Genomic DNA, 13,779 nt, shown 5'->3' with positions numbered 1-13,779 from the left:
TGTCTCCGTTGTTCAGGGGCTCATTCGCCCGGGACCGGGTCGAGGCACGGGCCGATCGCGACCGGCTCCCCGTCGCGCGCGGTGAAGGTGACGATCGAGTCGATCCGCTGGTCGTCCCGGATGGCGTCCTTGCCGTCGTCGACGATCACGTACTGGCCGTCCACCAGCCCCTCCAGCAGCCGGGTGACGTTGCCGGCCGTGCGGACCTTCGCCACCGTCGCCTCGCCGAGACCGGTGAAGGTGAGCCTGCGGCTGGTCCGCTTGACGTCCACTTTGGGCAGCTGGAAGACGGCCGGCGCCCGCCGGCCCAGCACGAAGCCGAGGAAGTTGTAGGCGAACTGGACTCTGACCAGCTCCGCGGAGTCGTCGGTCGCGGCGGCGGTCACCCGCTCACCGGCGGAGCCGTTCTGCCGCCGGGCCAGTTCGCCGATCGACTTGGTCAGGGAGACCAGCTGGGCCAGCATGGGATCGCGCTCGCCGGTGGGCTCCACCTCCGCGGCGGCCTGTTTGGTGCGGCCGGCGACGGCGCGGGATTCGGTGGTCTTCGGATTCGTCATGGGGTTCCTCGTTCCGGTCAAGCTGCACGATGGGGGGCGGCCGGTGCGGCGTCCGCACCGACGGAGGTGACCCAGGCCAGCAGGGCCGCCTGGTGGTCCGCCGCGGCTTCGGGAGCGAGCACCGCGCGCGTGGACAAGAGGGCGAGGATCCGCAACGGCTCGCGCCGCCTCAGGTAGGCCGAGGTCAGCAGCGAGGGACCGGCCTGCCGGGCCAGCGCTCCCAGCGCCGCCGGCGACACCCGGCCCGGGTCGAGCAGCGCCGAGAGCGGTTCGCCCCCGAACGCCGCCATGGGCATGCGCGTGCACACGTCGACCAGGTCCCCCAGCACCGGAAGGCTCGCGCGGGCCAGCGCTCCGCTCTCCCCGGTGGCCCGGTCGACCGGGTGCCGGTGGTGCCACGCCGCCGCGAGGTCGTCCCACGGCCCGGCCCCGAACCAGCGGCGGCACAGCTCGACGTTGAACAGCACCCGCAGGAACGGGAACGGGTGCGGATCGCCGAACCTGGTCCGGTACACCGCGGACGTCGGACCGTCGACGACGTTGGCCAGCGCGGCGACCGGCGCCCACCCCGCCTGGACGAAGGCGTGGACGTCGCCGGCGATTTCCCCGGCCCAGTCCCGCCACGTCTGCGCCAGCTCGGCCGATCGCGGCGCGAGCCGGGCCGACAGCGCGTCCGCGAGCTCGGTGTTCCAGCCGGTCAGGTGGGCGACCTGGTGGCCGGTCTCGTGCAGCAGCGCGGTCGGGTAGGCCAGGTTGTGCCGGGTCAGCTTGATCGCCGCGGCCGGTGAGGGGTGGCTGTGGTCCCACAGCCGGATGCCGGCCCGCAGGATCGACGCGCCCAGCCCGTGGTCCAGGTAGACCAGCGCGGGCGGTGGCTCGAGGCCGACGCGGGTCAGGATCGCGGCCATGCTGTCGCCCGCGAGCGTGTCGTAACCGCGCAGCACCGCCCGCAGCGCCGGGTTGGTCCGGCTGTTCACCGCGTGGCCGTAGAAGTCGAGGATCGTTTCCACCTGGAGGTACCGGGTGCGCAGCTTCAGCACCGCCTGCCGCACCGCCCCGGGGTCGCCGCCCTGGCCGAGCAGGCGGCGCGCCGCCTTGCCCTCGGCCACCAGCACGGCGACCAGCTCGGACAGCCGGTCGCGGACCTGGCGCTGCAGGTAGTCCTCCAGTGCCTGCCACGCCTCGGGCGCGGCCACCGTGTCGAGGTCGGCGAGCGCCTCGACCGCGAGCTGCCAGTGGGCCAGCTCCGCCTCCGACTGCCGGTCCACCGCCTCAGTCACGGTGGCGCCCCGGTCTGATCGCGACGGCCGGGTCGCTCACCGGGGTGCCCGCGGCGAGCGCCGCCCGGTCGGCGAACCCGAACGTGAAGGTCAGCGTGGCGCCCGGGGCCGGGTCCTGCGCTGCCTTGGCGAGGGTGGCCGCGGCGGCGGGAAGCTGGTCCGACACCGCGCGCAGGACGCCGTCGACGAGCCGCTGGGCGAGCCGGGCCGCGGATCCCGCCTCCGCGGTGATGCCGTGCTTGGTCATCAGCCGGGTCAGGCGGTGTTCGAGCGCCTTCAGCGCGGCCGGGCCGAGCAGCCGGCGGACGATCGAGACCACCTGGACGAAGTGCCGTCGCTGCAGGTGCGCGGCGAGCTCGTGGGTGTCCCGCTCGCCGAGCACGAGGTTCACCCGCAGCACCGGTTGCGGCGCGGTGAGGTCGAACAGCACGCCGAGGAAGTGCCGGCGGTGCAGCGGACGCCCGCGGTGGCGGAAGCGGAAGTAGCGGCTGCCCGGCCGGCGGTGCCCGCCCGAACGGCCGTGGTGCCCGACGTGGGCCAGGCGCGCATTGCCGGCCAGCACGGTCGCGGCGGACTCGGTGAGCTCCTCGAACTCCTCGGCCGCGGCGATCGGCCCGTCGGTGGATTCGAACGCCGAGACGTGCCCGAGCCCACCACCGGGGAGGAGCTCGTACAACTCCACTTCGCCGTCGACGGGCCAGGTCTCGGCGCCGTCGTCGAGCAGCCGCCGTTCCAGCGAGTCGCCGCCGGACAGGAGCACCGCGCGGGCCATCGACCTGGTGATCCGCACCGGGATGACCCGGCTGTACTTCTTGTAGCGGAAGCACGGCCGGGTGGCGCGCGGCATCATCAGCCACACGCCGTGCTCGCCGTCGACGCCCGGCTCGGCCAGTTCGGGGCGGAGCACGTTCGCGGGGAGGTGGCGGGCGGCCGCCTCCCCGAACGCGTCCTGGATCTCGGTTTCCAGCAGCAGCTCGTTCTCCAGCGACTCCGGCGGCAGGGTCAGCACCTTCCGCACGGTGTCCTCGGCCGCCGCGGCGAGCGCCTCGCCGCCCAGCGTCGGGTCGCCGCCGCCGGCTTCCAGGCCGAGCAAGCCGAGCCCGGCGCTCGCGATGTGCCGCGACAGCAGGTTCGCCGCGTCCTGCCCGACCATGCTCGCGATCAGCTGTGAAAGCGGTTTGGCGATCCCGTCGACGATCCGGCCGCGGCCGATCAGCCGGACACCCATGCGGATCAACGGCATCGCCGCCATCACCACGGGGATGAACTGCTCGAGCTGCGCGATGGGCGCGACGCCGGGGTCGGCCTCGGTCAGCTCGCGGGCCAGCCGGACGCGCGCCGAGTCCAGTTCGTGCGCGGCCGAAGGGGCGTACGTGTCCTCGTCCGCCGGTTGCAGCTCGGCCAGCAAGTGCGCGGCCGCGTTCTCGTCGGGAGCGGTCACCAGCTCGGCGAGGCTGCGGTCGAAGGTGTCCGCGAGCTCCTCCTCGTGGCTGTCGGTCTCACCGCGGAGCTTGGCGGCGAGCTGGGTGGCCAACGGGCGCAACGATTCGGGGAGCTTGCCGATCGCGGAGTCGAGCACCTTGCCCAGCAACGGTTTGACGAGCAGGCGCAGCTGGCCGAACAGCGGTCCCAGCGCGAGGTTCCCGACGACGGAAAGGCCCTTCTTCGCGAGCTTGACCGCGCCCTTCGCGAGCTTCTTCGCCTTGTCCAGCAACCTGCCGAAGAACAGCTGCTGCACGTCCGCCGGATCGGTGAACCCGTCGATCCCGGTGGCCGCCTCGATTTCGCCCTCCTGCAGCGAATCCGCCGGGCGGTCGCCGAAGTACGCCTCGAGCGCGCCCAGCATCCGATCGGCCTCGCCGGCCAGGTGCTCCAGCCACTGCATGGTGTCCGCAGTGGCGAGCGTCGGCGCTTCCGAGTCGTTCGACCAGGTGCCGACCGACCTGAGGTGGCGGGCGGCCGCTTCGTCCGCCAGCGCCTCCAGCGCCTCGGTGAAACCGGGGTCTTCGAGCTCGGCGAGCAGGGCATCGGTGGCTTCGGCGGCGCGGTCGCCGTCGCCCGCGGCGACCGCGGCCTCCGCGAACGGGGACCGCAGCACCTGACCGGGCAGCGGCGGCGCCGGCGCGGGCTCGGCCATGCCCGACAGGCTCACCGGCGCGAACGGCGATGTCGCGCCCATCTCGGTGGTCACTTCTTCGCCGTACGGGTCGAGCACGGGCACGCTCATCGGGAAACCTCCACAGCTGACCGCCCCAGCCCCGGGCCGGCGCGACGAGTTCGCCATCGCGGGAGCCGGCGGGGCCGCACGAACCTCCGCGTGCGTCCTGTCTGGACGGACGATGTGAATTCAGCGTGACACGGCCGCTTCCGTGGTCACCAGTGGCTTTTCCGCCAGGTACCGGCGCGTGGTTCCGGTTGCCCCGGGAGCACCGATTTCCACAGGCTGTGCGTCTCCGACTCCTCCTGGGTGCCCCTTCGGGCACGGTTCGCCCACCGGAAGACCGAGTTTCGCTACTGTCGATTGTTCCGACGACCTGATCGTGAACTCTGCAGTAGGGGGCCCCGCGCGGTGAGTAATCCGCTGGTTGCGCCGGTCAAGGATTCGACGACGGCTATTTCCGGGGTGTCGCTGCTGGAAAGCGCCTCCGACCTGAAGTCGGCGATCGAGAGCGGCGACTGGGCGTCCGTGGCCATGGGCGCCGTGGGGACCGCGCTCGACGCGCTGTCGATGGCGATGGACCCGTTCGGTGCCATCCTCGCCGCCGGTGTCGGGTGGCTCATCGAGCACGTCGGCCCGCTCAAGGAAGCCCTCAACGCCCTCACCGGCAACGCGGACGAGATCTCGGCGCAGTCGGAGACCTGGACGAACGTCGCCAAGGAGCTGGAAAGCGTTTCCGCCGATCTGGTGGACCTGGTCAAGGCGGACCTCGGCGGGTGGTCGGGCCCGGCGGCCGACGCCTACCGGACGCGCGCCGAGGACACCTCGACGCTGCTCACCGCCGCCCAGAAGGGCAGCGAGGGCGCGGCCAGCGGCGTCAAGACGGCCGGCGAGGTCGTCGCGGCGGTCCGGGCCCTCGTGCGCGACATCATCGCCGAACTGGTCGGGCACCTGATCTCCTGGGCGCTGCAGGTCGTGTTCACGCTCGGCATCGGGCTGACCTGGGTCGTCCCGCAGGTGGTGGCCGCGGTCGCGAAGACGGCGTCGAAGATCAGCGGGCTCACCACCAAGCTGGTCAAGGCGCTCAAGGCGCTGATGCCGCTGCTGAAGCGGGCCGGCTCGCTGTTCGACGACGCCGGCAAGGCGCTGAAGAACATCAAGCCGGGCAAGGCCGCGCCGACACCGAAGCACGCCGACATCAACGGCAGCCCCAAGGGCCTCGACGGGCCCAAGGGCAAGGGCGGCGACTCCACCAGCACCGCCGGTGACCACAGCGGGAGCGGCCCGAACGGGCACAAGGGCGACTCCGCGGGGGACAAGGGCAACGGGTCCCCGGGCCACGGCGACTCCACCACCCCGTCCGGCGCGCCCGGCAAGGGCCCGGACACCTCGGGGAACCACCAGGGCGGCACCGGTTCCCGCGGCAACCCCGACGACACCAAGCCGCAGGGCATCCGCGACCAGGGGGAGAACAACCGCTCGATCGGCGACGAGGTCTGCGTGACCGACCCGGTCGCCGTCTCGACCGGGCAGATGGTGATGGAAGAGGTCGACGCGAGCCTGCTCGGGGTGCTGCCCCTGGTGTTCCGGCGGACGCACTTCTCCGGCTACCGCGCGGGACTCTTCCTCGGCGGCAGCTGGGTGTCCACTGTGGACCAGCGGATCGAGGCCGACGCGCACGGCGTCAGCTTCGCCGCCGAAGACGGCACCCTGCTGCGCTACCCGACGCCGGGCACGGACGACTGGGTCGTCGCCGAAAGCGGTCCGCTGCGCCCGCTGAAGCGCGCGCCGGACGGCGGTTACCTGGTCGACGACCAGGAGCTGGGCCGGCTGCTCTACTTCGCGCCGGGCGCCGGGCGCGCGTTGCTGACGTCGGTGACCGACCGCAACGACAACGCCTTCGAGGTCGTGCGCGCCGAGGACGGCCGGCCGCTGGAGATCCGGCACACCGCCGGGCACCGCGTCCGCTTCGAAACCGTCGACGGGCTCGTCACCGCGCTGTTCGCGGTCACCGGCGACGGCGAGGTCGAGCTGGTCCGCTACGGCTACGACCGCCGGAACCTCGTCTCGGTCACGAATCCGTCGGGACAGGCGATGACCTACACCTACGACCGCGCGGGGCGCATCGTGGGCTGGACCGACCGCAACGACGAGTGGTTCCGCTACCACTACGACCACGCCGGCCGCGTCGTCCGCACCGAAGGCTCGGGCGGCTTCCTGGACTGCGTGCTCGAGTACGCCCCGGAGAACCGCGTCACCCGCTCCACCGACGCGCTCGGCCACACCTCCGAATTCCACTTCAACGAAGCCGGCCAGGTGGTCCGCGAGGTCGACCCGCTCGGGCAGGCGACGCTCTCGGAGTGGGACGCCCGCGGCCACCTGCTGAGCTCGACGGACCCGGTGGGGCGCACCACGCGCTACCGCTACGACGAGCTCGGCAACCTCTTGGCCGAGATCCGCCCGGACGGCACGGAACGCACCTGGGAGCGCGCCGCGGACGGGCGGTCCGTGACGGTCCACGACGCCCCCGGCGTCGCGACGCGCCAGGAGTTCGACGAGCGGGGCAACCTCACCGCGGTCGTGGCCCCGGACGGCGCGACCACCCGGTACCGCTACGACGACCACGGGTTCACCGTCGCGCTGACCGACCCCGCCGGCGCCACGGCCACCATCGTCAACGACGCGGCCGGCCTGCCGGTCGCGGTGACCGACCCGCTGGGCGGCGTCACGCGCTACGAACGGGACGAGTTCGGGCGCGTCGTCGCGATCACCGACCCCGTCGGCGGCGTCGAGCGCTTCGGCTACTCCGTGGACGGAAAGCTGGCCTGGCACCAGAACCCCGACGGCACCCAGGACCGGTGGGTGCTGGACGGCGAGGGCAACAACCGGATGCACACGAGCGCGGCCGGCGGCGTCACCCGCTACGAATACGGCGGTTTCGACCAGCCGACGGCGCAGATCCTCCCGGACGGCAGCCGGATCTCGGTCGGCTACGACGGCGAGCTGCGGGTCGAGGCGGTGACCAACGAGCAGGGCCGGGTCTGGCGCTACGAACGGGACGCGGCCGGGAACCTGGTGCGGGAAACCGACTTCGCCGGCGGCGTGACGACCTTCGGCTACGACGCGGCGGGCCGGCTCGTCGAACGCGTCCGCCCCGACGGGCAGCGCACGACGTTCCGCTACGACCTCGCCGGCCACCTCGTCGAGCAGAGCGACGGGAGCCGCACCACCCGGTTCGAGGTCAGCGCGACCGGGCAGCTGCTCTCGGCCGACGACGGCACCACCCGGGTCAGCTACGAGCGGGACGCAGTGGGCCGGGTCCTGGCCGAGACGGTCAACGGCCGCACGGTACGCTCCGCCTACGACGCCGCGGGCCGCCGGGTGCACCGGATGACGCCGTCCGGCGCGGAAAGCGCGTGGGAGTACGACGCCGCCGGCCTGCCGGTCGCGGCCCGGCTCGCCGGCCGGGACCTGCGGTTCGCCCACGACGCCGCGGGGCGCGAAGTGCGCCGCACCCTCGGCACCGGCGCCACCCTGCTGCAGACCTGGACGCCGAACTCGCAGCTGGCGTCGCAGGTGATCACCGACCGGTCCAGTGCCGCCCGCCAACAGCGCTCCTACGGCTACCGGGCCGACGGCGAGCTGGTCTCGCTGCACGACCAGGCGGCCGGTCCGCGCGAGTTCGGCCTCGACCCGCTCGGGCGGGTCACCGAGGTGCGGTCCCCGCGCGGCGCCGAGTCCTACCGCTACGACGAAGCCGGGAACGTCACCGAAGCGTCGTGGCCCACGGCCGAGCCGGACCTCGTGGGCCGGCGGACGTTCGTCGGCCCGCTCGTCACCGCGGCCGGCGGGACCCGCTACGGGCACGACCGGCGCGGGCGGGTCGTCCTCCGGGAACGCACGATGCCCGGCGGCGCGAAGCTGACCTGGCGGTTCACGTGGGACGACGACGACCGGCTCGTCGCGGCCGGGGTTCCCGACGGCAGCCGCTGGCACTACACCTACGACGCGCTGGGCCGCCGCGTCGCCAAGGAGCACCTGGCCGCCGACGGCCGGACGCCGCTCGAGCGCGTCGAGTTCACCTGGGACGGGCAGCTGCTCGTCGAGGAAGCCCGGCACACGCCCGACGCCGTGCAGGCGACGGTGTGGGACTACGAGCCCGGCGACTACCGGCCGCTCGCGCAGCGCGGCCGCCTGTCCCGGCCGGGACAGGCGTGGGTGGACACCCGGTTCGACGCCATCGTCGCCGACCTGACGGGCAGTCCCGCGGAGCTGGTCGACGACCAGGGCCGGATCACGTGGTGCGCGCGCACGAGCGTGTACGGCGCCCCCGCCGGTGCGGGTTCCCCGGCGGCGACCCCGCTGCGGTTCCCCGGGCAGTACTTCGACGCCGAAACCGGGTTGCACTACAACGCCCAGCGCTACTACGACCCGGTGACCGCGCGCTACCTCAGCCCGGACCCGCTCGGCCTGGTGCCGGGGCCCAATCCCTACGCCTACGTGGACAACCCGTTCGGGCAGATCGACCCGCTGGGTCTCGCGCCGCAGTCCTGCGGCAAGCCGAAGCTGACGCTCGACACGAACATCGGGAACAACCCGATCATGCAGTCGCCGGGCGGCGGGAAGTACAGCCAGTCCCCGGGCGGCGGCTGGTACAAGGAGTCGGCGCCGGCGGGGCCGAACAAGAACAAGAAGAACCGCCCGGCGGCGGGCATGGACAACCCGAGCTGGACGCACCAGAACATCCGGCCGATGTTCGAAGACGCGCTGGTCAACAAGCACCAGATGCCGCCCGGCCTCAAGACCGACGCGCAGAACAAGTGGATGCAGAAGCACGGCCAGTTCCAGACCTACCACCAGGACGGCACGCCGGACCAGATCGTCCCCAAGAAGAACGCCATCATGGGGCACAACAAGGCGGCGGGGACCTACTTCAACGAGACCGGGCACAAGCTGCCCATCGAGGACAACAAGCACTACAACCGCCAGGGCAGCAGTTACGGCCAGGTCGAGTACTCGAAGAGCTCGTCCGGCACCGGCGCGCACGAGGACAAGTACATGCCCCCGCGCCCCGACCGCGGTTCCCACCCGACGTACACGAACCCGGGCGCGCCGAACCACACGGGCGGCCCGTGGCCGTCCTATCCCCAGGCGCCGAACGGCCTGCCCCCGGGCTCGTCGGGCGTCCTGCCCGACGGCACCCCGATGCCGCACGCGCCGACCAGCGAACGGCCGGGGTCGGGTCTCCCGCCGGTCCACACCCCACCGGCGTCGCCGACCGGACCGCCGGCGAAGCGGCCGAGGTTGGGTTAGCTGCGCTGTCCGGGGAAGTTGGTCAGCCGGGTGGAGATGCCGCTCAAGGGAACTCGAGCGGCATCAGCGGACGCGCAGCACCCAAGCGCGGCCGGCCAGTCCGATCGCGAACATCCCCAGCCCCGCGCCCACCGACTCCCACGGCAGGGTCGCGACGAGCAGCAGGCAGCCGAGCAGGCCGAGCACGTTGAGCCACCGCGGCCAGCGCCGGTTCTCCGCGCCCTGCGTGAACGCCGAGGCGTTGGCGATCGCGTAGTACACCAGCACGCCGAACGACGAGAAGCCGATCACCCCGCGCAGGTCCACCGTGAGCACCAGCACCGAAACCACCACCGCGAGCGCGAGCTCGGCGTGGTGCGGCACGCGGAAGCGCGGGTGGACCGCCGCGAGCCAGGTGGGCAGGTCGCGTTCGCGGGCCATCGCCAGGCTCGTCCGGCCGATCCCGGCGATGAGCGCGAGCAGCGCGCCCAGCGCGGCTAGCGCACCACCGACGCGGACCACGGGAACCAGTCCCCCGGCACCGGCGCCGTCGAGCGCGGTGACCAGCGGGGCGGCCGCGTTCGCGAGGCCGTCCGGTCCGGCGGCGAGCAGCGCCGCGACCGCGACGACGAGGTAGAGCACCACGGCCAGGCCCAGCGCGATCGGGATCGCGCGCGGGATGGTCCGCCGGGGATCGCGGACCTCCTCGCCCATCGTGGCGACCCGCGCGTACCCGGCGAAGGCGAAGAACAGCAGCCCGGCGGACTGGACGATCCCGTAGAACCCGGCCGAGGTCAGCGACTCCACCCCACCGAGGTTCCGGGTCGTCGCGCCCCCGCCGAACGCGATCCCGGCGACCACCACCGCCAGCGCGACCAGGCTGGTGCCGACCAGGATCCGCGTCAGCGCCACGGTTTTGGTGATCCCGCGGTAGTTCAGCGCGGCCAGGCCGAGCACGCCCGCGACGGCGACCAGCCGCTGCACCCACACCGGTCCGGGCACCGCGTAGGTGGCGAAGGTCAGCGCCATCGCGGCGCACGACGCGGTCTTGCCGACGACGAACCCCCAGCCCGCGGTGAACCCCCACCACGGCCCGAGCCGCTCGCGCCCGTAGACGTAGGTCCCGCCGGACACCGGGTACTGCGCGGCGAGCTGGGCCGACGCGACGGCGTTGCAGTAGGCGATCACGGCCGCCAGCGCCAAGCCGACCAGCAGACCCGTCCCCGCGGCCTTGGCAGCCGGCCCGAAGGCGGCGAAGATCCCCGCGCCGATCATCGAGCCGAGACCGATCACGACGGCGTCCTTCGTGCCCAGCCGGCGTTCCAACGAGGGCGGCGGGACTTCGGTATCGGGCACGCCAGGACGATACATCAAACCAGATTGATATATCTGAACTCCGCGGAAACCTCGGGTGGACGGGCGCCGCTCAGTCCTCGAGCCCGGCGTGTTCCAGGTCGAGCAGGCGCTGGATGCGCCGCCGGGTGGCGTCGGTGATCTCGCCGGCTTCGAACAGCCGGGCCAGCTCGGCCGCCTCGACGTCGATCAGCTCCCGCCGCAGCGCCCGTTCGTCGATCCCGGTGCCCAGGTCCGCGCCGCGGTCCTCGACGTCGGCGCGGACGCGGTCGAGCCGGGCCTGCCAGCCCGCGCGCAGCCGGTCGGCCACGAACGCCGGCACCGACTCCGTCTCGGCCAGGTGGTCCAGGTGGTCCAAGCCGGCTTCGGCCAGCCGCCGGCGCGCGGTGGCGTACTCCGTGCGCAGGTCGGCGGGGTCGAGCGCGATGCCCGCGCGGCGCACCAGCGGCGCCAGCGTGAACCCCTGGACCACGAGCGTCAGCACGATCACCGCCGTCGTCAGCAGCAGCACCAGGTCCCGCGCCGGCAGCGCCGAACCGTCCATCGTGGCCACCGGCAGGGACAGCGCCGCGGCCAGCGGCACCACCCCGCGCGCACCGGCCCACGACACGACCGCGGGCACCTGCCAGGAGAGCCGGCCGTCCAGGCGCCGCTGGCGCAGCGCGGACAGGACGAACACCAGCAGCAGCCGGGCGAGGACGAGCGTCGCCGCGATGGCCAGCGCCTGCAGCAGCCACCAGGCACCGCCGCCCGCCACCCGGCGGACGAGGGCGGGCAACTGCAGCCCGATCAGGCCGAACACGACGCTCTCCAGCAGGAACACCACGGTCTGGTAGACCGCGCCGACCTGCAGCCGGATCCGCGCCGTCGTCAGCCGCTCGGCCTGGGTCCCGAGGATCACGCTCGCCACGACGACCGCGGTGACGCCCGACCCGCCGACCGACTCCGCCACGACGTACCCCGCGTAGGGCGTCACCAGGGAGATCACCGTCTCCAGGACCGGATCCTCGGTGCGCCGGCGGATGAGGAACGCCCCGATCGCCGTCAGCACCCCGACCGCGACGCCGCCGCCGGCGAGCAGGCCGAACTCTCCCAGCGTCCGGCCCCAGGACGCGGCCCCGCCGGCGACCGCGAGGAACAACGCCACCCGGAACAGCAGCAAGCTGGTCGCGTCGTTGAACAGGCTTTCGGCCTGGATCAGCGCCTGCACCCGCGGCGGCAGCGCGAGCCGCCGCGCCAGGGCCGTCACCGCGACGGGGTCGGTGCTCGCCAGCACGGCGCCGAGGACGAACGCCATCCCGACCGGCAACGGCGTCACGGCCACCGCGGTCCCGATCACCGCGGCCGCCGACAAGAGCACCAAACCGACCGAGAGCACCGCGACCGGACGGCCGACGGCGCGCAGGTCCCGCCACGGCAGCTCCTCCCCCGCGGCGAAGAGCAACGGCGGGAGCACGATCAGGCTGATCACGTCGGGGGTCACCTGCACCGCCGGAACACCGGGCAGCAACCCGACGACCACCCCGACGACGACCAGCAGCGACGGCGCCGGAATGCGCAGCCGCCGCGCGAAGGTGGCCACGACGGTCGCCACGACCACCAGGAAAAGTACGGTTTCGACTCCGCGCACGGCTGGCCCTCCCGATCCGGTTTCCGGATGCCGACCAGACTTCCCGGCGCGCCGCGATCAGCCTACGCGACGCGCCCGCCCGTGCGGGTCGATCGGCCGGGCGCTTGGGACACTTCGCCGGTGACGTGGGAGAGCCCTCATGCGGTGGGGATCGTCCTGCTGGCGCTCTGCGCTCTCTTGGTGACGACGGTGTTCTTCGAGAGCCGGCGGCGGGAGAAGACCGGAGGTGTCGGCCAAGTCCCGCCGCCGGCCTCGGAGCACGCGCGCCAGGTCGCCGCGCTGCGGGACGAGGACTACGACGTCGTCCTGCGGGGCGGCGCCTGGGTGAACGGCGTCAACGTGACGTGGCCGTTCGCCGACCTGCTGGTCAGCCGAACCCAGATCGAGCTGCGCGTCCGGACCCTCGTACCGATCCGGATCGCCCGCGCCGAGGTGACCGGCGTGCGGTGGGTGCGCGGCCCCTTCAGCCGCGGTCTCAAGTTCCGGACCTCGTCCGGTCGACTGGACAAGGTGACCTTCTGGCCCGTGGGCAAGGTCCGGAACCGGCTGACCGAGCTCGGCTGGCAGTAAGACGGTCGAGAAAATCGGCTCGAGGTCGGTTGTCGGATCCGGTGGTGGCCGTTCGTGGAGTGGGTGAACCGCCGCCACGAACCTCAGGAGACGAGATGTCGCACCCGGAACCGGTCGCCCGCCGCATGTACGACCTGGTCGAGCCCATCGGCCTGGTCCCCTACTTCGCCGACGAGGCCGATGAAGCCCTCATGGCGCTGGGCCTGCGCAACCCGTGGGACGCCTACTTCGCCGGCCGGGCCGCGCCGCTGGGTCGCGGGGTGCCGGCCGACGTCGTCCACGCCATCTTCTACAACTTCGCCCCCGGCGAGGTGGCCCGGCACCTCCCGCGCGTCTGGGAGCTGACCACGCCCGAGGCCGCGCTGGCCGCCCGCGAACGGGGCTGCGTCGCCGGGATGCGGCGGATCCTCGGCGAGCTCGCCGACGACCCGGCCGTCGCGCGCGCCGCTGACCTGCTGCTGAAGGCGGCGACGAGCGCCCGCGTCGAGGGACGCGCCCTCTACGCCGCCCTGCGCGCCCTTCCGGTACCCGAGGAGCCGGTGGCCCGGCTGTGGCACGCGGCCACCCTGCTGCGCGAACACCGCGGCGACGGCCACACCGTCGCCCTGGTGACCGAAGGCATCGGCGGCACCGAAGCCCACGTGCTCCACGCCTTGTCCGTGGACATGCCCGCCAACGAGTTCGGCCGGGTCTGGCACCTCCCCGCCGCCCAGCTGACCGCGGTCATCGACGGCCTGCGCGACCGCGGTCTCGTCGGAACGGACGGCTGGCTCACCACCGCCGGCCGAGCCACGAAGGAGCGGGTCGAGGCCCTGACCGACCGGCTCGCGGAGCCGCCGTACGACGCCCTCACCGCCGGCGAACTCGGCTGCCTCATCGCCGACCTCGCACCGATTTCCGCCGCTTTCCGGACGGCCTTCCCGTCGTAGGAGCGATGCC

Annotated in this window: 8 protein-coding genes; 3 read left to right on the top strand and 5 right to left on the bottom strand. The window is 73.1% G+C overall.

Going from position 1 to position 13,779, the window contains the following annotated elements:
- Positions 1-20: 20 nt before the first annotated feature.
- Genes ACIRSS_RS25200 through ACIRSS_RS25190 form a run of 3 tightly spaced genes read right to left on the bottom strand, consistent with a single transcriptional unit; the run spans position 21 to position 4,064 of the window.
- Positions 21-557: a hypothetical protein gene (locus ACIRSS_RS25200; protein ID WP_400898915.1), complete on the bottom strand. Its 537-nt coding sequence runs from the start codon at positions 555-557 to the stop codon at positions 21-23.
- 17 nt (positions 558-574) lie between these two features.
- A complete protein-coding gene (locus ACIRSS_RS25195) occupies positions 575-1,837 on the bottom strand; it encodes a hypothetical protein (protein WP_400898913.1) in 1,263 nt (420 codons plus the stop codon).
- Positions 1,830-4,064 carry a hypothetical protein gene (locus tag ACIRSS_RS25190; RefSeq protein ID WP_400898911.1) on the bottom strand — a complete coding sequence of 745 codons (2,235 nt, stop codon included), beginning with the start codon at positions 4,062-4,064 and terminating at the stop codon, positions 1,830-1,832. Before ACIRSS_RS25190 ends, ACIRSS_RS25195 begins: the two co-directional genes overlap by 8 nt.
- Before the next feature lie 342 nt (positions 4,065-4,406).
- Between ACIRSS_RS25190 and ACIRSS_RS25185 the strand changes: the two genes are divergently transcribed.
- Positions 4,407-9,308, top strand: a complete 4,902-nt coding sequence (locus tag ACIRSS_RS25185) for an RHS repeat-associated core domain-containing protein (RefSeq protein WP_400898909.1) — start codon at positions 4,407-4,409, stop codon at positions 9,306-9,308.
- Between the two features lie 63 nt (positions 9,309-9,371).
- Here ACIRSS_RS25185 and ACIRSS_RS25180 read toward each other — a convergent pair whose 3' ends face one another.
- Together ACIRSS_RS25180 and ACIRSS_RS25175 are read right to left on the bottom strand one after the other, a co-directional pair.
- On the bottom strand, positions 9,372-10,643 hold the full coding sequence (locus ACIRSS_RS25180; protein WP_400898907.1) for an APC family permease: 1,272 nt from the start codon (positions 10,641-10,643) through the stop codon (positions 9,372-9,374).
- Between the two features lie 70 nt (positions 10,644-10,713).
- Complete coding sequence (locus ACIRSS_RS25175) at positions 10,714-12,270, bottom strand: Na+/H+ antiporter (RefSeq protein WP_400898905.1); 1,557 nt, start codon at positions 12,268-12,270, stop codon at positions 10,714-10,716.
- A 120-nt stretch (positions 12,271-12,390) separates the two neighbouring features.
- Between ACIRSS_RS25175 and ACIRSS_RS25170 the strand changes: the two genes are divergently transcribed.
- On the top strand, positions 12,391-12,840 hold the full coding sequence (locus tag ACIRSS_RS25170; protein ID WP_400898903.1) for a hypothetical protein: 450 nt from the start codon (positions 12,391-12,393) through the stop codon (positions 12,838-12,840).
- 95 nt (positions 12,841-12,935) lie between these two features.
- Positions 12,936-13,769 (top strand): MarR family transcriptional regulator, encoded by an 834-nt coding sequence (locus tag ACIRSS_RS25165; protein WP_400898901.1) that lies wholly within the window; start codon positions 12,936-12,938, stop codon positions 13,767-13,769.
- Positions 13,770-13,779 lie beyond the last annotated feature (10 nt).

It is taken from the genome of Amycolatopsis sp. NPDC101161 (assembly GCF_044768185.1).
GTDB lineage: Bacteria > Actinomycetota > Actinomycetes > Mycobacteriales > Pseudonocardiaceae > Amycolatopsis.
The sequence above is the reverse complement of the archived record's forward strand: the minus strand, read 5'-3'. Positions and strand labels throughout refer to the sequence as shown.